General features: G+C 65.8%; 19 protein-coding genes and 1 tRNA gene. 14 read left to right on the top strand and 6 right to left on the bottom strand.

All coding sequences use genetic code 11. From position 1 onward, the window contains the following. Positions 1 to 56 precede the first annotated feature (56 nt). Positions 57 to 761 (bottom strand): MBL fold metallo-hydrolase, encoded by a 705-nt coding sequence (locus N0B15_RS15070; protein ID WP_263020540.1) that lies wholly within the window; start codon positions 759 to 761, stop codon positions 57 to 59. Positions 762 to 955: 194 nt separating this feature from the next. Here N0B15_RS15070 and N0B15_RS15065 point away from each other — a divergent pair. Next, positions 956 to 1,030, top strand: a tRNA-Glu gene (locus tag N0B15_RS15065). A 197-nt stretch (positions 1,031 to 1,227) separates the two neighbouring features. Here the strand turns inward: N0B15_RS15065 and N0B15_RS15060 are convergent. After that, complete coding sequence (locus tag N0B15_RS15060) at positions 1,228 to 2,313, bottom strand: PAS domain-containing sensor histidine kinase (protein WP_263020539.1); 1,086 nt, start codon at positions 2,311 to 2,313, stop codon at positions 1,228 to 1,230. 393 nt (positions 2,314 to 2,706) lie between these two features. Between N0B15_RS15060 and N0B15_RS15055 the strand changes: the two genes are divergently transcribed. From N0B15_RS15055 to sucD, 6 genes are all read left to right on the top strand, one after another. Then, entirely contained in the window at positions 2,707 to 2,919 is a 213-nt protein-coding gene (locus N0B15_RS15055) for a DUF7979 domain-containing protein (RefSeq protein ID WP_263020538.1), read from the top strand. Between the two features lie 66 nt (positions 2,920 to 2,985). After that, the gene (locus N0B15_RS15050) at positions 2,986 to 3,639 is read left to right on the top strand and encodes a helix-turn-helix domain-containing protein (RefSeq protein ID WP_263020537.1); all 654 of its coding nucleotides are present in this window, start codon (positions 2,986 to 2,988) and stop codon (positions 3,637 to 3,639) included. Between the two features lie 188 nt (positions 3,640 to 3,827). Beyond that, positions 3,828 to 4,124 carry a HalOD1 output domain-containing protein gene (locus tag N0B15_RS15045; protein WP_263020536.1) on the top strand — a complete coding sequence of 99 codons (297 nt, stop codon included), beginning with the start codon at positions 3,828 to 3,830 and terminating at the stop codon, positions 4,122 to 4,124. A gap of 91 nt (positions 4,125 to 4,215) precedes the next feature. Next, on the top strand, positions 4,216 to 5,061 hold the full coding sequence (locus tag N0B15_RS15040) for an SDR family oxidoreductase (RefSeq protein WP_263020535.1): 846 nt from the start codon (positions 4,216 to 4,218) through the stop codon (positions 5,059 to 5,061). 183 nt (positions 5,062 to 5,244) lie between these two features. Continuing rightward, positions 5,245 to 6,393: an ADP-forming succinate--CoA ligase subunit beta gene (sucC, locus tag N0B15_RS15035; protein ID WP_263020534.1), complete on the top strand. Its 1,149-nt coding sequence runs from the start codon at positions 5,245 to 5,247 to the stop codon at positions 6,391 to 6,393. After that, positions 6,390 to 7,259: a succinate--CoA ligase subunit alpha gene (gene sucD, locus N0B15_RS15030; protein ID WP_263020533.1), complete on the top strand. Its 870-nt coding sequence runs from the start codon at positions 6,390 to 6,392 to the stop codon at positions 7,257 to 7,259. Before sucC ends, sucD begins: the two co-directional genes overlap by 4 nt. Positions 7,260 to 7,391: 132 nt before the next feature. Here the strand turns inward: sucD and trxA are convergent, their stop codons facing one another. From trxA to N0B15_RS15015, 3 genes are all read right to left on the bottom strand, one after another. Next, on the bottom strand, positions 7,392 to 7,820 hold the full coding sequence (gene trxA / locus N0B15_RS15025) for a thioredoxin (RefSeq protein WP_263020532.1): 429 nt from the start codon (positions 7,818 to 7,820) through the stop codon (positions 7,392 to 7,394). Positions 7,821 to 7,861: 41 nt separating this feature from the next. Next, a complete protein-coding gene (locus N0B15_RS15020) occupies positions 7,862 to 8,917 on the bottom strand; it encodes a hypothetical protein (RefSeq protein ID WP_263020531.1) in 1,056 nt (351 codons plus the stop codon). 212 nt (positions 8,918 to 9,129) lie between these two features. After that, positions 9,130 to 9,423 (bottom strand): hypothetical protein, encoded by a 294-nt coding sequence (locus N0B15_RS15015; protein ID WP_263020530.1) that lies wholly within the window; start codon positions 9,421 to 9,423, stop codon positions 9,130 to 9,132. A gap of 140 nt (positions 9,424 to 9,563) precedes the next feature. On the opposite strand from N0B15_RS15015, the gene bioB reads away from it, so the two are divergent. The 4 genes from bioB to bioD all read left to right on the top strand — a co-directional run bounded on the left by bioB (position 9,564) and on the right by bioD (position 13,795). After that, complete coding sequence (gene bioB, locus N0B15_RS15010; protein WP_263020529.1) at positions 9,564 to 10,670, top strand: biotin synthase BioB; 1,107 nt, start codon at positions 9,564 to 9,566, stop codon at positions 10,668 to 10,670. A 72-nt stretch (positions 10,671 to 10,742) separates the two neighbouring features. Continuing rightward, complete coding sequence (gene bioU, locus N0B15_RS15005; RefSeq protein ID WP_263020528.1) at positions 10,743 to 11,783, top strand: (S)-8-amino-7-oxononanoate synthase BioU; 1,041 nt, start codon at positions 10,743 to 10,745, stop codon at positions 11,781 to 11,783. Between the two features lie 102 nt (positions 11,784 to 11,885). After that, positions 11,886 to 13,088: an aminotransferase class I/II-fold pyridoxal phosphate-dependent enzyme gene (locus N0B15_RS15000; RefSeq protein ID WP_263020527.1), complete on the top strand. Its 1,203-nt coding sequence runs from the start codon at positions 11,886 to 11,888 to the stop codon at positions 13,086 to 13,088. Further along, positions 13,088 to 13,795, top strand: coding sequence for a dethiobiotin synthase (bioD, locus tag N0B15_RS14995; protein WP_263020526.1), 708 nt, complete (start codon positions 13,088 to 13,090; stop codon positions 13,793 to 13,795). The genes N0B15_RS15000 and bioD overlap by 1 nt, the downstream gene beginning before the upstream one ends. A 249-nt stretch (positions 13,796 to 14,044) precedes the next feature. Here bioD and N0B15_RS14990 read toward each other — a convergent pair whose 3' ends face one another. Continuing rightward, complete coding sequence (locus N0B15_RS14990) at positions 14,045 to 15,601, bottom strand: replication factor C large subunit (protein WP_263020525.1); 1,557 nt, start codon at positions 15,599 to 15,601, stop codon at positions 14,045 to 14,047. A gap of 118 nt (positions 15,602 to 15,719) precedes the next feature. Between N0B15_RS14990 and N0B15_RS14985 the strand changes: the two genes are divergently transcribed. From N0B15_RS14985 to N0B15_RS14975, 3 genes are all read left to right on the top strand, one after another. After that, the gene (locus N0B15_RS14985) at positions 15,720 to 16,289 is read left to right on the top strand and encodes a DUF7978 family protein (protein WP_263020524.1); all 570 of its coding nucleotides are present in this window, start codon (positions 15,720 to 15,722) and stop codon (positions 16,287 to 16,289) included. 80 nt (positions 16,290 to 16,369) lie between these two features. Next, positions 16,370 to 17,080, top strand: a complete 711-nt coding sequence (locus N0B15_RS14980; protein ID WP_263020523.1) for a helix-turn-helix domain-containing protein — start codon at positions 16,370 to 16,372, stop codon at positions 17,078 to 17,080. Positions 17,081 to 17,086: 6 nt separating this feature from the next. Continuing rightward, positions 17,087 to 18,283: an ArsB/NhaD family transporter gene (locus tag N0B15_RS14975; RefSeq protein WP_263020522.1), complete on the top strand. Its 1,197-nt coding sequence runs from the start codon at positions 17,087 to 17,089 to the stop codon at positions 18,281 to 18,283. The last annotated feature ends 14 nt before the right edge of the window (positions 18,284 to 18,297 follow it).

The raw sequence follows: 18,297 nt of genomic DNA, 5'->3' as shown, positions 1-18,297 counted from the left end.
GCATCTGGCTTCGGGCGCGACGAAAACCGGACGGCACACTTCCGGGCGTGACGTGCCTACTGTTCGGGCGTCTCGAGGGCGACCGGAATCCCGCGCGTCGCCACGTCGACGGCGAACGCCTCGGCGTCGGCCTCGAGCGCCTCGAATGTGTCGTAGTGGACGGGGACGACCAGCCGTGGGTCGAGCGTCTCGGCGAGGTCGGCGGCCTCGTGGCGGTTCATCGTGTAGTTGCTGGCGATCGAGGGCACGAAGAGGTCGACCTCCATCTCCGTGTGGTACTCGAGGACGTCCGAGTCGCCGGGCCAGAAGGCGGTGACGCCGTCCATCGTCACCGCGAAGCCACAGCCGAAGCCTTCGGGATGGATCGGCTCACCGTCGCGGACGTTTCGCCCGTCGGGATGATTGTACGCGGGCGTGGTGAACAGGTCGAGCGCGCCGACGGCGAACACCTCGTCGGTCCCGACGCGTTCGACGGTGTACGGGAGGTCCTCCGGTGGCTCGACGTCGCGGTCGATCCGGTCTGCGTCGACTTCCTCGTACACCACGACGAGCGCGTCCTCGCGGGCGACGCGGCGAATCCCGTCAGGGTCGTAGTGGTGGTCGTGCGTGACGAGCACCAGGTCGCCGTCACGGGCATCGTAGTCGTCGAGGACGCCGTAGCGTCCGGGGTCCATGTAGACGACCGCCCCCGTCTGGGCCTCGAGGCGGACGGTCGCGTAGCCGAGCCAGTCGACGGTGAGCGGGTCGAATCTGACGGTCATGCCCCTCGCTTGGGCGACGAGGTCGAAAAGGGTTCGCCTCGCGGTAGCGACGGGACCCCAGGGTGTCAGTCCCTGGCACCGTCCGGCACGGAACGGAACGCTTTTTACTAGCCCGAGACAACGGATGGTTGTTAGCCCCCTCGGGTTCGGCCCCTCACCCACCATGGAGGGTGCTGGGTGGGACTCGAGGGATAGCTCCGTTGGTGTAGTCCGGCCAATCATTTCGGCCTTTCGAGCCGATGACCTGGGTTCAAATCCCAGACGGAGCATTTTACTGCGAGCAACTCGCGAGCAGTGAATGCGACCCTGGATTTGAATGACGGAAGTCGCAGCCCGCGCAGCGAACGAAGTGAGCGAGCAGGACCGTCTTCAGGTGGTTCAAATCCCAGACGGAGCATTTTACTGCGAGCGAACTGTTGTGAGCGAGAGAGACCTTGACAGCGTGAACCGGTTCTCGAGCGAGCGGTCACACCCCGGCTGGTGGAAGCGTAAACGAGAACGTCGAGCCGTGGCCCGGGGTCGACTCGAGCCAGATTTTGCCGCCGTGACAGTCGACGATTCGCTTACAGACTGCGAGACCGATCCCCGTCCCTTCGTACTCCTCGTGGCTGTGGAGGCGCTGGAACATCTCGAATACCTGGTCTGCGTCTGCGTCGTCGATACCGATCCCTTCGTCACTGACCGAAACGAGCCACTCGTCGGCCGCACGCGTCGCGGTGATCGATACCTGGGGTTGTTGCTCGCCGCTGTACTGGAGCGCGTTCTCCAACAGGTTCTGGAAGAGTTGGGAGAGTTGGCCGGCGTCACCGCGCACCGTCGGTAGCGAGTCGACGGTGATGTGGGCACCGGTTTCGTGGATCTGTAGGTCGAGGTTCGTCAACACGCCGTCTAGCACCGCCTCCAGATCGACCGCATCGACGGACCGCTCCTGTGTTTCGACCCTGGAGTACGTGAGCAACCCGTCGATCATGGCCTTCATCCGCTCGCTACCGTCGACGGCGAACTGGATGAACTCGCTGGCGTCTTCGTCGAGGTCGTCGCCGTACCGTCTCTCGAGCAATTGCAGGTAGCTCGTGACCATCCGGAGCGGTTCTTGTAAGTCGTGAGAGGCCACGTAGGCGAACTGCTGGAGGTGCTCGTTCGATGCTTCCAGCCGACGCTGGTACGTGTACCGGTCGGTGATGTCGAAATGTGCAACAGCGACGTATCGGTGCCCGCCGTGGGCGAACGCCGCTGCCCGCATGAGAAACCACCGGTATGTATCGGGGGAGTGACACGGGTATTCGAACTCGAAGAGGTCCCGTCCGCCCGCTAAAATCTCGGCGAGTCCGGTGGCAGCCGTCTGTGCCGTCTCCGTCTCCGCTCGTTCGGTGATTGTGAGATAGTTGGCGCCGACGGTGTCCGGTCGGCTCTCGATCGCGTTCGCTTTGCCGAACTCTTGCCATGCACGGTTCGTGTACAGGATTGTCCCATCGCCGTCGAGGATTGCAACGTTGATCGGGAGGGTCCCTACAGCAGCGGGAATGAGAGCCTCTGGCTCCCGGCGATTCATACCCGTTCCCAGTTGACTGACGGACATAACGTTGTTCCCATTCTGGAGACAGGTTCTGTGACAGTCTCTGAATCTAATACGTATATTCGGAGACCGCCGGAGCACTCGAGCGACGTGTGAGAACACCACGATTGGTGGCCGTCTGACGAACTGTCATCGACGAACGCGCCGACGAGCGGGCACGACCTCGAGTAGTCTCGCACGGTGGGACGAGCGTCACCGTTTATCCACGATCAGTGACCGAATGCACAGTGGATCGTGTTATCGGGTGTCGATCGGGCAGTGGACGGGTGTTCACTCTCGAGCGCTACATCCACCTCGCTAGTTAACATTAGTGAAATACAGGAGCAAAATATTGAAGATGTTCCAGTGTGTACCGTGTTACACAGAACCATGAGTCCACACATCAACCTGCGACGAGTAGACGACGTCCCACGCGAATCGAGCGTCCGCCACTACGACGAACTCGAGGAGAGCGTCAAAGAGCAGTTCCCGACGCTCGCGGCGGCGGATGCACGGATTTCGGTCGATTCAGCACTCGCGCGTGAACTCGGCGACTGCGACCTCGTCAAGTACACCGACTACTACGAGGTCTCGCTCAGTTAGGTGAGCGGGAGGGACGGTCGCTCGAGGAACAACTAGTTGGGCGTAGTCGTCGAATCTGAGACCGACATGAGCGTCCTCGCTACGTTTAGCATTCCGTCCGAATCGTTCGTCCTCGGTGACGTGCTCCGGGTAGACGGTGTCGACTGCGTCGAGTTCGAGCGCGTCGTCCCCTCGAGACGGGAGATCATGCCCTACTTCTGGGTGTGGGGAGAGGCGCCCGACTCCGTCGAGGAGGCGATCGTCTGTGACACCGCGATCGACGAGGTGACGACGGTCGATTCCGTCGACAGTGGAACGCTGTACAAGGCGACGTGGAACGGCGTCGTGAGCGGCTTCATCTCGTGTATTCAGTCGACGAGCGCGATGTTGGTCGACGGCCACGGAACCGACCGACTCGACGGCGACGAGTGGACGTTCGAGTTGCGGTTTCCGGACCGGTCACACGTCGAATCGTTTCACACCGTCTGTGACGAGAGTGATCTCGGCTTTCGGCTCGTTCGGCTCTTTTCGATCAGCGACGACACTCGGAGGCGTGGGTACGGACTCACCGAGACACAGCGTGAAACGCTCCAGGTCGCGGCGGAAAACGGCTACTTCGAGCAGCCACGGGAGATTTCCTCGACGGAACTCGCAGAACACTTCGACGTCACGTCGGCGGCGATCAGCGGGCGACTCAGACGGGCTGAACGCAGACTGATCGAACACACACTTCTCGAGTGATCGGGCGGGCCAACGGTGGTGATACGTCCACCACTACTTAAACAGATTAACGGATCAACGCGAACATGTACCCCGATGGGCTACTTCAGTAGACTGTAGGTATACGTCGGGAGAGAGTGGCCGACTGATGGGAAACCACCGATGAGCCGACCGCCACGCACCCGAGAGACGGCCGACGAATCCAGACGATGACAAGAGAGATTTTACTCGAGACGGACGGGGGAGAGTATCAGACGATTACGGAGGCAGTGGTTCGGGCGGTCGCCGCCGTCACGAATCAGAAGGTGACCCAGATGGAACCGCTCTACTACGCGATCGATACGGACGCGCTCGAGCGGCTGTTCACGTCGTCGACACCCCGGCTGGTGACCGTCGAGTTCGAGTACGCAGAGCACACCATCTCGGTCGATGGTACCGGTGCCGTCCGAGTGGAGAGCGTGACCGAGACCGACCACCGGCGTCCCGGTTCGGAGTCGAACCCCTGAGCGGACGAGCGGTGCCGGGAGCGCGAGCGCCGTCGGCCGTGCTTACCTTCGCGTGTCGAGCGGTTATGATCGTGAGTGCGGTATCGCGGGTATGACGTCACCGACGGTCCTCGTCACCGGCTGTGCAACGGGAATCGGGAACGAGACGGCTCGAGCGTTCGCAGAGCGCGACTGGACGGTGTACGCGACCGATCCGGACGAAGACGCGCTCGAGGACCTCGCTCGAGCGGGGTGTGAGACGGCGACGCTCGACGTGCGCGAGGGCGACGACGCCTCTCGAGTCGTCGAGCGGATCGAAGACGAACAGGGACGACTCGACTGTCTGGTGAACAACGCGGGGTACGGCCAGGTCGGTCCGGTCGAGGAGATTCCGACCGACCAGGTCGAAGCGCAGTTTCAGGTCAACTTCTTCGGCCAACACCGCCTCCTCAGAGCCGTCCTCCCGGTGATGCGTGAACAGGGCTACGGACGGCTCATCAACGTCTCGAGCGTCTACGGCCGGACGGTGTTTCCCGGACAGGGAATCTACGCGGCCTCGAAGTACGCCGTCGAGGCGATGAGCGACACCCTCAGAGCCGAAGTCGGAGCGTTCGACATCGACGTCGTCCTGATCGAACCGGGACCGGTCGAGACGAACTTCGGCGAGCGCGCACAGGCACAGCTCGCGGAACTCGAGCCGACGGGTGCCTACGAGTGGATCCACGACCTCTACGATCCCGACGTGTTCGGCCGCCGGTTCGTGGACCGTGGTCCCGGCTACGTCCAGCCCGAGGAGGTGGCGACGGCTATCGTCGAGGCGGCGTACGCTCGAGCGCCAGCCGACCGAATTCCGGTCGGCCCGTGGAAGTACCGCCTCTGGCTCGAGGAGATCACGCCAGCACCCGTTCGTGATCGGCTCAACCGACTCGTCAGGCACGTGCCATCGAGTCTAGCATGATGGTCGGGGCGGGCCAGGCCGAAGGAGACGGTGTCGAGAGGTGCCACCAAATATCCGGATTTTTCGCACAAATTGACACACAACTCCGGCAGAACCGTCGAATCGTCCGACTACGTTGGATGCCGGTGGCCGAACGGAACTGGCAGGATTTAAGCGGTGGGGAGGCCGCCTTTCGAGTGCGCAATGAAACTCCACGAATATCAGGCGAAGCAGGTCTTCGCCGACGCCGGAATCCCGACGCCGGATTCACAGCTCGCGTCGGACGTCGACGGTGTCTTGACCGCGGCCGACGAGATCGGCTACCCGGTCGCGATCAAGGCACAGGTACAGGTCGGCGGGCGCGGGAAAGCCGGGGGGATCAAACTCGCAGCCGACGCCGACGAAGCGCGCGAGGCTGCAGACGAGATCCTGGGGATGGACCTCAAGGGCTACCACGTCGAGCAGGTGCTGGTCGAGCAGGCCGTCGACTTCACCGACGAACTCTACGTCGGCATCACGCTGGACCGGGGCGCGGGCAAGCCCGTCGCCATGGTCTCGACGAAAGGCGGCGTCGACATCGAAGCCGTCGCCGAGGAGACGCCCGAGGCAATCGCCCAGGAACACATCGACCCCTCCTTCGGCATGCACCCCTACCAGGCCCGCAAGGCCGTCTACGACGCGGGCGTCGACAAAGCGCTCGCGCGTGACGTCTCGAGCGTGCTCTCGACGCTGTACGACCTCTGGGAGCGCAAGGACGGCTCCGACGCCGAGATCAACCCGCTGATGGTCACCGGGGACGGCGAGGTCATCGCGGCCGACGCCGTGATGAACATCGACGAGGACGCCCTCTTCCGCCAGCCGGAGCTCGCGGAGATGGAAGAGGATGCCGCAGGTGGCGACGAACTCGAGGCGAAGGCGTCCGAGTACGGCTTCGACTACGTCAGACTCGAGGGCAACGTCGGCATCATCGGCAACGGGGCAGGTCTCGTGATGACCACCCTCGACCTGGTCGACCACTACGGCGGCTCGCCCGCCAACTTCCTCGACGTCGGCGGCGGGGCGAAAGCCGCGCGCATCGCGAACGCCCTCGACATGGTGTTCGCAGACGAGAACGTCGACAGCGTCGTCTTCAACATCTTCGGCGGCATCACCCGCGGTGACGAGGTCGCGAAGGGGATCAACGAGGCGCTCGGCCAGTTCGACGAGATTCCGAAACCCGTCGTCGTCCGCCTGGCGGGCACCAACTGGGAGGAAGGCATGGAGATTCTGAACGAAGACCTCGTGACGGTCGAAGCGACCCTCGAGGATGCGGTGAAGCGTGCCGTCGAGTACGCTTCGGAGGTAAACCAATGAGCGTACTCGTCGACGACGACACCCGCGTCGTGGTACAGGGAATCACCGGCGGTGAAGGGAAGTTCCACACCGAACAGATGCTGGCCTACGGCACCAACGTGGTCGCCGGAGCGGTCCCCGGCAAGGGCGGCCAGGAGGTAAACGGCGTGCCGGTCTACGACACCGTCGCCGAGGCCGTCGAAGCGGAAGACGCCACCGCCTCCGTCGTCTTCGTCCCGCCCGCCTTCGCGGGTGACGCGATGTTCGAGGCGCTCGACACCGATCTCGACCTCGTCGTCGCGATCACCGAGGGCGTCCCGACCCAGGACATGGCGCGCGTCAACAAGCGCCTCAGCGAGACTGATACCTACTTACTCGGTCCGAACTGTCCCGGACTCATCACGCCGGGTGAGGCCAAACTCGGCATCCTCCCCGGGAACATCTTCACCTCGGGCGAGGTCGGTCTCGTCTCCCGGTCGGGGACCCTCACCTACCAGGTCGTCGACAACCTCACCCAGCGCGGTATCGGCCAGACCACCGCCATCGGCATCGGCGGCGACCCGATCATCGGGACGACGTTCATCGACGCACTCGAACTCTTCGAGAACGACCCCGACACGAAAGCCATCGCCATGTGCGGTGAGATCGGTGGCGAGGACGAAGAGGAAGCCGCGGCCTACATCGACGAACACGTCGACACGCCCGTCGCCGGCTTCATCGCCGGGCGCACCGCCCCACCAGGAAAGCGGATGGGCCACGCCGGCGCGATCGTCTCCGGCTCGGGCACCGGCACCGCAGAGAGCAAGATCGACGCGCTCAACGACGCTGGCGTCCCCGTCGGCGACACGCCCGAAGAGGTCGCAGACCACATCGAGAGCTTCCTCTGAACGCGACTAGCTACGTCGATTTTTTCTTCTCGTCCGCCGCCGTCTGCCGTGCGTTCGCTGTGGCCACCGGCCGACGAGGGCGCGTCGCCGTCGACTCGAGCGGCCGTCGTGAGTCCACCGCCAACACCGTGTTCAGTTCCCGCCAGCGTGGCGGGCGACCACCGTCCGGAGTGCGTCTTCGGTCTGGAGACCGACGAGGCGCTCTGCAGGTTCGCCGCCGACGAACAACACGAGCGTCGGCAGGCCCCGTACGCCGTGGCGCTGTGCGAGTTTCGGGTGCGCTTCGGTGTCGATTTTGACGACCGTCGCCTGCGTGTCGGCGGCGATGGTCTCGAGTATGGGGGCGAGCATCTGACAGGGTCCGCACCAGTCGGCGTAGAAATCCGCGAGCACGACCTGGTGCGAGGAGAGCAACGAAGTGAAGTGCTCGGGAGTGTCGACCGAGACCGGTGTGGCTGCATCCGTCGTGTCAGCGTCACCACCGCCCTGGGTCTGTGCCTGTTCGCGGAGGCGTTCGCGTTTGGCCGCACGTATGCGCTCGAGTTCGTCCGGTTCGTCCATGCGTAGGCCAGGACCTGGAGAGTAAAAAACGGTTCTGGACGCTAGAGATACCGCCCGACGAACGATCCGAGTTTGTGGAAGACACCGGTAGAGCGCCGTTTCTTCTCCGTCTTCTTGGTCTGCTTAGCCTGCTTCGTCGTCTTCTTCGCGTTCTTCGTCTTCGCCGTCTTCTTAGCCTGCTTAGCCTGCTTCGTCTTCGCCGGCGAGGACTGTGCAGCGGCGTCCGCAGACGATGCGGTCGTCGATTGCTGGGCCTTCACCGTGTCCCCATTCGTACCCGCGGAGGATTCGGAGTTCGTACTCGAGGCGGCTGTTGGCTTCGAACTCGAGGACGCCTGAGGTGCTCGTTTCCGTGCGTTCGCCCGCGCCGTCGAGAGGTTCATCTCCGGCTTTTTCGAGCGGCGCTCGTCTTCGGCGGAGTGCTCGTCGGTCGCCCTGGTCGTCTCGGCGTCGTCGGCCTGCACCGCGGGCTGTGTCGACGTCTCGGAGCGGTCCGGAGTGTCCGAGTCGGCGGTGTCGGAGTCGGAGTCGGACTGCGGTGTGTCCGCCTCGGTCTCGTCCTCCTCGTTCAGACGCCGAATCATGTCCGCGGCCGATTCGTTCTCATCGCCGATGGAGGCGAGAATCGCCGCCGCGTCGTCCACCGTGGACGCGCTCTCCGACCCGGTCGACACCCCGGCGTCGTCGGCGGCCGAGTCGTCCCCGCCCGCGTCGACCCAGAGGAACTCGTCGGCCTCGGTCCGGCCGGTCAAGAGCAGGTCGTCGAGGGCGTCTGCGTCGACCAGCAGGTCGTCGTCGACTGCGGGTTCGTCGTCGGCGTCGTCGGCGCTCGCGATGATCTCCTCCGGCGACTCCCCCTCGAGTAAGTCCGTCGCGTCGGTCTCGTCGTCGGCCGCCTCGGATCGCAACTGCTCGAAGACGTCCGCGGCGGTTACGTCGCCGACACCGTCGCTCTCCCCCTCACCGCCTGTTTCAGTGGTACTGTCGCTCGAGACGCCCTCCGTCGGCTCCTCGAGATCCCCGAATAATTCGTCGACACTCGGGCCGAGGTCGAACGAGTCCCGCCCCGATTTGTCGTCGATCGTACTGTCGGTCATGGTCCCTTACATCCTATACATTATCACACGACTTTAACTTTTGGAATATGATTAGTCAGGGTAGCATGATATTCTGAACCGCCGGTCGCCGCGAGTCAGCGAATCTAACGCGGTCACCGGCCATCACGTCGCAGATATTACCAATACGTGTAGGGAGAACACCGGCTCTGGGGCCGGCGCTCGAGCTGGTGGAGGGTGAAATCTCGTGTTGGTCACGACTCGAGTGCGTCACCACAGCCGGGACACGAGCGATACTCCACCACGGCGGGCGTGCCACAGGAGGGGCAGGAGATGAGCGGACCCTCCTCGTCGGTCCCGCTCCGGGTCGGGAGAAACGGGATACCGAACGAGACGGTCGGGTCGATCCCGTGGGTAAAGCGCAGGTCGTCGATGAGGGCGTCGTCACGCAGGAACACCAGTCCGCGCCAGAAGAGACAGAACAGGAGCGCTGGCGTACTCGCGAGAGCGAGGATCAGTACGAGAGCGAACAGGACGTCAGCAGGCATACGCGCCAGTGTTCAGAGTGATTCCAAGTGAACCTGTCGCCAGTCGGAATCACTGGATGTTTCACTGACAGCCGCGGCGGACCTGTCCGATAGGCTGACGGACCAGAACGTTTATCGGTTCGTCAACCGGAGTTTTTGTTGTGGTTTACGAGACTGGAAACCGGACGGTCGACGAGGCGCTCAGGCGCGTCCTCGCCGGAGAGACGCTCGACAGGACCGACGGACTCGCCCTGCTCGCACAGCCGGTCGAGACGCTCGTCGAGGCCGGTGGATTCCTCCGCGACCGACTCGGCGACGGCACCGTCGACGCCTGTTCGATCGTGAACGCGAAGGCGGGAAACTGCGCCGAAGACTGTGGCTTCTGCGCCCAGTCCGTCCACTTCGACACCGGCATCGACACCTACGACTTTCTCGGTCCCGAGCGAATTCTCGAGGCCGCCAAACGCGCCGAGCGGGACGGCGCGCAGCGTTTCGGCATCGTCCTCGCAGAACGTGGCGTCTCGAAGAAACACCGCCCCGAGGAGTGGACCGAGGTGATCGAGTCGATTCGTCTGGTCCGCGAGGAGTGTGCACTCGAGGTCGACGCCTCCCTCGGCATCCTCACCGAAGAGGAAGCCGAGATTCTCGCCGCCGAGGGCATCTGCCACTACAATCACAACATCGAGACCTCACCACGGTACTTCCCCGAGGTCGTCGGCTCCCACGAGTTCGCAGACCGAGTCCACACGCTCGAGGTCGCGAAGGCGGCGGGGATGGACCTCTGTGCGGGCGTCATCCTCGGGATGGGTGAGACGCCGACCGACCGGGTCGACGCCGCGGTCGCCCTCCAGGAGATCGGCATCTCCTCGCTGCCGGTGAACGTGTTGAACCCCATCGCCGGCACCCCGCTCGGGGAGGACGGTGGGGCAGCGATCTCGACCGACGAACTGCTGGCGACGATCGCCGTCTATCGGTTCCTCCACCCCCACGCCCGCGTCCGTCTGACCGGCGGGCGCGAGGTGAACCTCACACCCGACGAACAGCACCTGCCGTTCGAGGCGGGTGCCGACGGCATCCTCACCGGCGACTACCTCACGACCGAGGGCCAGTCGCCAGCCGAGGACCTCGCGATCATCGAGCGCGCCGGACTCGAGCCGAACCGGTCGGTCAACGACTTCGATCCGGCGGCCGTCGGCGAGGGAGGCGGCTCGGACGCACCCGCGGACGGACCCTCGACCCGGCCGCTCGAGGGCGACGCCGACGACTGACGACGACGCATCCGAACAGCCAGCCGCTGCACGACTACGACGACCACTTGCGCGAACACACTGACACTACACATGGACGACACGGACACGACCTTCGCCGTCATCGGCACCGGTGGCATCGGCCGACGAGCACTCGAGGTAAGCCAGTACAAACCGGATCTCACCCCGGTCGCGGCGTGTGACAAACACGGCGTGGCGATCGACGAGACCGGTCTCGACGTCGAGGCGGTACTCGCGGCGATCGAGGACGGGCCGGAGCCAGCCGAGACGGACGGCGGGCAGGAGGTCAAGCGACACGGACCGGACGACGGCGTCGTCGCCGCCGAGGAAGGAACCGCGAGCGACGATCCCATCGGGGCAATCATCGAGGCGAGCGACGCGATCGACGCCGTCTTGCTCGCGGTGCCGAACTACGAACACGACTTCATCCCGCGGGTTGCAGACCGCTTCGTCGAGGGCGGCTTCTCGGGCGTGCTCGTCGACGTGCTCAAGCGCTCGCGCGTGATCGGCATGCTCGAAGAGCGAGCGACGGCGTTCGAGGAAGCCGGGATCACGTTCGTCTGCGGTGCAGGGGCGACGCCCGGCTTTCTCACCGGCGCGGCCGCCCTCGCGGCCCAGTCGTTCGTCGAGGTCGAGTCGGTCGACATCTGGTGGGGTGTCGGTCTCAAATCCGGTTACGAGGACAACCGGGGGACCGTCCGCGAGGACATCGCCCACCTCGAGGGCTACGACCTCGAGACCGCTCGCAACCTCTCCGCTGCGGAGGTCGAGGAGATCGTCGACGACCACGGCGGCGTCATCGAGTTCACCGACATGGAACACGCAGACGACGTCTTACTCGAGCGTGCGGGCATCTGTGCGGCCGACGCGGTCACCGTCGGCGGGGTGCTCGACGTGCGCAGCGACGAGAAGCCGACGACGACGACGGTGACGGTCACCGGGAAGACGTTCGACGGCGAGCGCGCGACCAACCGGTTCGAACTCGACGACGCGACGAGCATGGAGGCGAACGTCAACGGCCCTGCGCTGGGCTACCTGAAAGCCGCCGTGAGACGGAACCGGGCGGGTGAGTACGGCGTTCTCGGTCCGGCAGAGATCCTCCCGGCGTTCTGACCGTGGCGTGCGCGAGCGGGCGACAACGGCCGTGACTGTCACGTCCTTCGTTGCGAACGGAACCGTGAGAGTAAAATCGAGTGAGTGAGACGTTCCACCCAGATGGAAGACCGCGGGTTCGACCTCGAGACGCGGCTGGCAGCGCTCGAGGACGACGACCTCAGACGCACGCTCTCGCCAGCAGACCGGGTCGCAGAACGGGGCTACTTCGCCCAGCCCGTCAGTGGTGACCTGCCCGTTCTCGACTCGAGTGAGGAGCTGGTGTTCGCCTCGAACAACTATCTCGGGCTGACGAGCGACCAGCGCGTGCAGAACGCGGCCAGACAGGCGACGGCGACCGTCGGGACGAGCGCCGGGGCGAGTCGGCTGCTCACCGGCGATACGATGGTCCACCACGACTTCGAACGTCTCGTCGCGGAGGTCAAAGGAACCGACCGCGCGCTCACGTTCTCCTCTGGGTACGCCGCGAACGTCGGCACTATCACCGCACTCGAGCCGGACGTGATCTTCTCCGACGAGTTCAACCACGCGAGCATCATCGACGGCTGTCGGCTCTCGGACGCGGAGACCGTCGTCTACCGTCACTGCGACGTCGAGGACCTGCGGACGAAGTTAGCCGCCCACGAACGCGACGGAGCGGGCGGCTCCTGGCTGATCGTCACCGACACGGTGTTCAGTATGGACGCGAGCGTCGCCCCGCTCGAGCGCCTCTGTGCGGTCGCCGAGGAGTTCGGCGCGTGGGTGATGGTCGACGAAGCCCACGCGACCGGCCTGTACGCCGACGCAGGCGGCATCGTCCAGGCAGCGGGCGTCGAAGACCGCGTCCACATCCAGATGGGAACGCTCTCGAAAGCCCTCGCCAGCCAGGGCGGCTACGTCGCCGCGAGCGACGCCGTCGTCGAGTGTCTGATCAACGACGCGCGCTCGTTCGGCTTCTCGACCGGACTCGCCCCCGCCGCGGCCGCCGCCGCGAGCGAAGCCCTCCACATCGCCCGCCACAGCGACGTCCGCGAACACCTCTGGGAGAACGTCGCCCACCTCAGAGACGGACTCGAGTCGATGGGCTACACCGTCCTCGGCGACGCCCAGATTCTCCCCGTCTACGTCGGTGACCGCACGCAGGCGCTCGAGTTGGCCGCTGCGGTCCGCGAGGAGGGCATCGTCGCCCCAGCGATTCGCCCGCCGACGGTCCCCGAGGGCACCTGCCGGATCAGGCTGACACCGATGGCGACGCACAGCCAGGCGGACATCGTCGCCTGTCTCGAGGCGTTTCAGACAGCCGGCGAAGCCGTGGGTCTCCTCTGATGGCCGTGCGAGTCGCCGTCGTCGGCACCGACACCGGCGTCGGCAAGACCGTCGTCACCGCCGGGCTGACCGCCCTGCTTCGCCGACAGGGTGTCGACGCACGGGCGGTCAAACCCGCACAGACCGGTCACCCACCCGACGACGACGCCGCCTACGTTCGTCGCGTCTGTGAGAGCGTCGACGCGGCGACCTGTCCGCGCTACCTCGAGCCACCGCTCGCCCCGTCCGTCGCGGCCGAACTGGCCGGCGAGACGCTCACCTACGAGTCGCTCCGCGAGACCTGTGATCGCGAACTCGCGCGCGGCGAGGTCGGCGTCCTCGAGGGAGTCGGCGGACTCCGGGTGCCACTCGCCGAAGACCGGGAGGTGATCGACCTCGTCTCGGAACTGGGCTGTGAGACGATTCTCGTCGCGCGGGCCGGACTCGGGACGCTGAACCACACCGCACTCTCGGTCGAGGCGCTCGAGCGACGGGGAGTCGACGTGCGAGCGATCGTTCTCAACGAGTATCGCGGGGCGTCACGGGCCGAACGGACGAACCCGGCCGAACTCGAGCGGATGACCGGCGTGACAGTCGCCACGGTACCCCCGCTCGACGTCGATACCGCCGACGAGGTCGTCGATGCGGTTCGGAGCGCGCTCGGGAGCACCGCTCGAGCGTACGTCGGGCAAGTCGGCGGAGACGGTCACACCGGCGGTGTCGGGTGACGCTCCTCGACCGGGCGGTCCGACCCTCGACGACCGGCTTCGACGGCGAACCGTGCGAGTTCTGATTTTCGGTGCTCGACCTCGAGGTGGACACGTAAGTGACCCACCTCGTCGTAACGCTCCGTACATAGTGGACAGATGTGGGACGCGACCATCGTCGCTCACCAACTAGCGAGTCGAGCGCATCCGACGTAGTCCTATCGTCCTCAGGAGAAGTGAGGTGTCTCGAACGCCGGACTGTCTGCCCGCTCAGAAGAAATCGCTCAGGCCCGACTGGCCGTCGTCTTCGTCGTGAGCCGACGCTGAACCCGGGTCGTCGGTCTGGTTCGCCGACCCGTCACCCTCGCTGTCGGTCACCGTGTCCTCGCCGTCCGCCCCAGCGGCGTCCTCGAGCGTCGCCCCGAGTGTCACCTGTCCGTCCCCACTTTCGGCGGCCGTCTCGTCCGACTCGGCGGTCTCGGATCCGTCGCCGGTGTCGTCGGGACTCGGGTCACCAGCGTCGAAGAAGGCGTTGCCACCCTTCTCGACGGCCTGCTCGGCGACGAGGTCGGCGGCGTCCTCGACGATGGATCCGACCTTGTTGGTGTCCGCACCGGAGCCGGTGATAAACGAGAGTTCGCTCGCGTCGAGACCGTAGGCCGCGGCCATCCGCACCGTCAGGTCGCGGTTTCGACAGTGGTGGGTCATCGCCGAGAGGTAGGGGAGCAGTTCCCGGCGAGCGGTCGCGAGGCTCGTCCCCTCGGCGTCGGCGACCCGACGGGCGATCGAGTCGCGCCGGTCGCGCGTACTGCGTGTCTGGCCGAGTTTGCGCCAGTAACTCGGCGGGCCGTAGCGCGTCCAGCCACCCTTCGGTTCGCGTCTCGAGGCGGCCACCCCCGCCGTGAGGTTGTCGCTCGCGTAGCGCCAGTAGGTGTACTCCTGGGTGGCGCGGACGCGCCCGAGCCAGCGGTCGGCCTGGGAGAGGAACTCGTAGGCGTCGGCGAGTTCTCCGCCCGCGTACTCCTTGGGGACGTTGTCCTCGACCCAGTTGAGTAACTCGTCTGGCGTCTCGTCGACGTCGTAGGAGGCTTTCAGCGCCTCCTCGGCACTGGCGTTCTTGAGCAGGGTGTCGAGGTACTCGAAGATACCCTCCGTGCGGTCGCGCTCGCCGGTGACGACGTCCTCGACGGTCAGCCGGTCGGTCTCCTCGGCGACCGCCTGGAGGTCGTTGACCGCCGAGCGGAGGTCGCCGCTGGTCGAGTCGGCGATCGCCTCGAGTGCCGCCTCGTCGTACTCGACGCCCTCGCGCCGGCAGATGTCGCGTAAGACGGGGACGATCGAACGCTTCGAGACGTCGCGGAACTCGATCGTCTCGCAGGCGTTTCGGAGCGTGTTGCTCATGTCGTAGAACTCGTTGGCGACGAGAACCACCGGCTGGGTCGCCTCCTTGACGACGCGGGTGACCTCGCGTGCACCGCCGTAGTCGGCGTTGCCGTGGAAGTTGTCGGCCTCGTCGAGGATCACGAGCCGTCGCCCGGAGCCGCCAGCGGTGAGCGTCCCGGTCTTCGAGGCCTCACCGGCGACGCGCTTGATGACGTCGGCCTGGCGGTCGTCGCTCGCGTTGAGTTCCATCACCGGCCAGCCCATGTCAGCCGCCAGCGCGTGCGCGGCCGAGGTCTTGCCGACGCCGGGGCTGCCGTGGACGATGGCAGCCTTCCGGTGGTCCTCCCAGCGCTCCGCCCAGTTCCGGAGCGCGTCGCGGGCCTTGTCGTTCCCGCGGACCGCAGAGAGCGTCGTCGGACGGTACGTTTCGGTCCAGTCGGCCATTGGCGGTGGTTGGAGTGAGACGCGTTTAGTGGTTCCGGACGGTCGCGGTCAGCCGAGAGCGGTCTCGAGTCGGACACGAACGGAAGCGACTTTCGTCGGCGACGACGACGGAGGGGGTATGAGTGAGACACGGTTCTCGGTTCCGGTCGCGGCCGGTGCGCTCGCGGGAGCGGGTGCGTGGATCGTCGGCCTGCTCGTGAGCGCGGTCGTGACGCTCTCTGCGGTCCGTGAGGACCTGCGCGTGATCGTGATCGAAGAGGTGACCGGGAGTCGCATCGACTGGCAGGCGGTCGGCTGGCTCTTCTACAACGCCCACAACGTCGACACGGAGGTTCCACGCATTTCCCTCCTCTCCTCGGGCTACCAGAACTTCCTGACCGGCGGCGAGGAGACCCTCTGGTACCTCTTCTTGCTCCCACCAGTTGCGCTGGTCGCTGCCGGCGCACTCGTCGCCGTGCGAGCGCGCCACGAGAGCCGCTCACCCGCCGACACGGCCCTCGCCGGAGCGACCGTCGCCGTCGGCTACGCGCCGCTGTGTATCCTCGGCATCGTCCTCTTCGCCGTCGACGTGGGGAGTGCGACGATCCGGCCCGACCCGTTGATGGCAGTCCTCCTCGCCGGTGTCGCCTACCCGCTCGTCTTCGGCGGTCTCGGTGGACTGGCCGTGGGCGCGCTCTCGAGTCGGTGAGCCGGCGGTGACTCGAGCGACGAGCGCACCCGTGAGCGCGCTTCGGTAGCTACTTCACCGGACCGCCCGAGTCGGGCCACATGGGCGGTCGTGGACCCAAGCGAGAGCTCGCAGAGAAGATCGCCGGCGAGATCACCCTCAGTGACGACCCCGGGGCGACCTTGCGCAAGTGGCGAACCGACTTCGACATCTCCCAGACCGACCTGGCGGGAGAACTCGAGGTCTCCTCGTCGGTGATCTCAGACTACGAGAGCGGCCGGCGGGAGAGTCCGGGCATCGGCGTCGTCCGCCGACTCGTCGACGGCTTGCTCGCCATCGACGAACGCCGGGGCGGCGACCGCATCCGCCAGTACGGCCGGGTCCTCTCGGCGGGCTTCGAGAGCGACGTCGTCTACGACCTCCGCGAGTACGCGACCACGGTCGCGCTCTCGACGCTGTACGACGAAATCGGCGCGACCGAGATCACCGCCGGGACGAACGACCACGTCAGCGGCCACACCGTTATCGACAGCATCCAGGCGATCACCCGCCTCTCGAGTGAGGAGTTCTTCCGCCTCTACGGCCAGAGTACGAACCGCGCGCTCGTCTTCACCAACGTCACCCGCGGCGAGTCGCCACTGGTCGCCCTCCGGGTCGTCAACCCGACGCCGAACGCCGTGGTCCTCCACGGACTCGACGAGGAGATGCTGTGGGACCACGCGGCCGACCTCGCGCGCATCGACGGCTACTCCCTGGCGGTGACCACGACGCCGCTCGAGGAGGTTCTCGACGGGCTGATCGGACTCGAGTGATCGCCGGTGGCTCCCGAAGTCGCGGTGACGGCACTCGTCCTCGGGACGTTCGCGCTCCTGTTCGTCAGGCGGATCCGTGCCTATCCGGTGAGCCGGGCGGTCACGAGCGCGCTCGGAGCCGTCTGCGTCGTCGCCATCGGGGCGATCACGCTCGAAGAGGCGCTCGCGAGCGTCCACGTCGGGACGATTCTCCTGTTGTTCGGCATGCTCGCTCACGTCGACGCGCTCGCACGCAGTGGCTTCTACACCTGGGCGGCCGCGAGACTCGTCCAGTGGGCGGGAACAGGGCGACGGCTGACCTACGGGACGCTCTGTCTGGCCGCTGGCTCGAGTGCGTTCGCACTCAACGACGCGACCGTGCTCCTGATGACGCCGGTGCTAGTCGTCGCCCTCCACGGCTCGAGGGTCGACCCCGTCGCACCGCTGCTCGCGGTGATTCTCGGGGCGAACATCGGCAGCGTCGCGACGCCGCTCGGCAACCCACAGAACGCCTACATCCTGAGCCGGAGCGAGCTGACGACACTCGAGTTCGTCGCGGCGCTCGGTCCCGTCGCACTCGTGAGCCTCGCCGTCGCGGCCGCCTTTCTCTGGCCGCTGACGCGCGCGGACGCGCCGTTCTCGCCGGTCGAGGTTCCCGACCTCGACACGAGGTGGGCGCTCTCGAGTGCAGGGTTCTTACTCGTGACGTTCCTCGCGCTGGCGGCGTTTCCGGGTGTCGAGCCGGGATTCATCGCCGCCTCGCTCGGGATCGTCCACGTCGCGTGGCTCCAGTTCTACCGACGGGTCCCCGGAAACGACGTCCTCCAGGGCGTCGACTGGAGTATTCTCGTCCTCTTCGTCGGCATGTTCGTCCTGGTTGGCAGTCTCGAGGGAACGGCGCTGCTCGAGTTCCTCGGCGGATTCGACGGCGTGGCCGCCTTCGCGGGGGCGACGTTCGTGCTCTCGAACCTGGTGAGTAACGTCCCGGCGGTGCTCGTCCTCGCCGAGACGGTCGACGACGCGAGCGGGTGGCTGCTGCTCGCAGCAGTCAGTACGCTCGCGGGAAATGCAACGCCGATCGCCAGCGCCGCGACGCTGATCGTCCTCGACCAAGCGGCCAGAAGCGGCGTCGACGTCCCGATCCGTCGCCTGATCGCGATCGGATTCCCGGTCGCACTCCTCACGAGTGCGCTCGCGGTCGTGATGCTCGTCTCGATGGGGTAGACGGGTCGTGGCGG

It is taken from the genome of Natronobiforma cellulositropha (assembly GCF_025629245.1).
Lineage (GTDB): Archaea > Halobacteriota > Halobacteria > Halobacteriales > Natrialbaceae > Natronobiforma > Natronobiforma cellulositropha.
Note: the sequence above shows the minus strand (reverse complement) of the source record. Positions and strands in the feature narration are given on the sequence as shown.

What these genes read in the sequence shown, in the direction of transcription:
- N0B15_RS14985 (WP_263020524.1), top strand. Translation starts at nt 15,720, where the DNA reads ATGAGTGAGACACGGTTCTCGGTTCCGGTCGCGGCCGGTGCGCTCGCG.
- sucC (WP_263020534.1), top strand. Translation starts at nt 5,245, where the DNA reads ATGAAACTCCACGAATATCAGGCGAAGCAGGTCTTCGCCGACGCCGGA.
- N0B15_RS14980 (WP_263020523.1), top strand. Translation starts at nt 16,370, where the DNA reads ATGGGCGGTCGTGGACCCAAGCGAGAGCTCGCAGAGAAGATCGCCGGC.
- N0B15_RS15045 (WP_263020536.1), top strand. Translation starts at nt 3,828, where the DNA reads ATGACAAGAGAGATTTTACTCGAGACGGACGGGGGAGAGTATCAGACG.
- bioU (WP_263020528.1), top strand. Translation starts at nt 10,743, where the DNA reads ATGGACGACACGGACACGACCTTCGCCGTCATCGGCACCGGTGGCATC.
- N0B15_RS15060 (WP_263020539.1), bottom strand. Translation starts at nt 2,313, where the DNA reads ATGAATCGCCGGGAGCCAGAGGCTCTCATTCCCGCTGCTGTAGGGACC.
- N0B15_RS15050 (WP_263020537.1), top strand. Translation starts at nt 2,986, where the DNA reads ATGAGCGTCCTCGCTACGTTTAGCATTCCGTCCGAATCGTTCGTCCTC.
- N0B15_RS15000 (WP_263020527.1), top strand. Translation starts at nt 11,886, where the DNA reads ATGGAAGACCGCGGGTTCGACCTCGAGACGCGGCTGGCAGCGCTCGAG.
- N0B15_RS14990 (WP_263020525.1), bottom strand. Translation starts at nt 15,601, where the DNA reads ATGGCCGACTGGACCGAAACGTACCGTCCGACGACGCTCTCTGCGGTC.
- N0B15_RS15015 (WP_263020530.1), bottom strand. Translation starts at nt 9,423, where the DNA reads ATGCCTGCTGACGTCCTGTTCGCTCTCGTACTGATCCTCGCTCTCGCG.
- trxA (WP_263020532.1), bottom strand. Translation starts at nt 7,820, where the DNA reads ATGGACGAACCGGACGAACTCGAGCGCATACGTGCGGCCAAACGCGAA.
- N0B15_RS15020 (WP_263020531.1), bottom strand. Translation starts at nt 8,917, where the DNA reads ATGACCGACAGTACGATCGACGACAAATCGGGGCGGGACTCGTTCGAC.
- sucD (WP_263020533.1), top strand. Translation starts at nt 6,390, where the DNA reads ATGAGCGTACTCGTCGACGACGACACCCGCGTCGTGGTACAGGGAATC.
- N0B15_RS15070 (WP_263020540.1), bottom strand. Translation starts at nt 761, where the DNA reads ATGACCGTCAGATTCGACCCGCTCACCGTCGACTGGCTCGGCTACGCG.
- N0B15_RS15055 (WP_263020538.1), top strand. Translation starts at nt 2,707, where the DNA reads ATGAGTCCACACATCAACCTGCGACGAGTAGACGACGTCCCACGCGAA.
- N0B15_RS15040 (WP_263020535.1), top strand. Translation starts at nt 4,216, where the DNA reads ATGACGTCACCGACGGTCCTCGTCACCGGCTGTGCAACGGGAATCGGG.
- bioD (WP_263020526.1), top strand. Translation starts at nt 13,088, where the DNA reads ATGGCCGTGCGAGTCGCCGTCGTCGGCACCGACACCGGCGTCGGCAAG.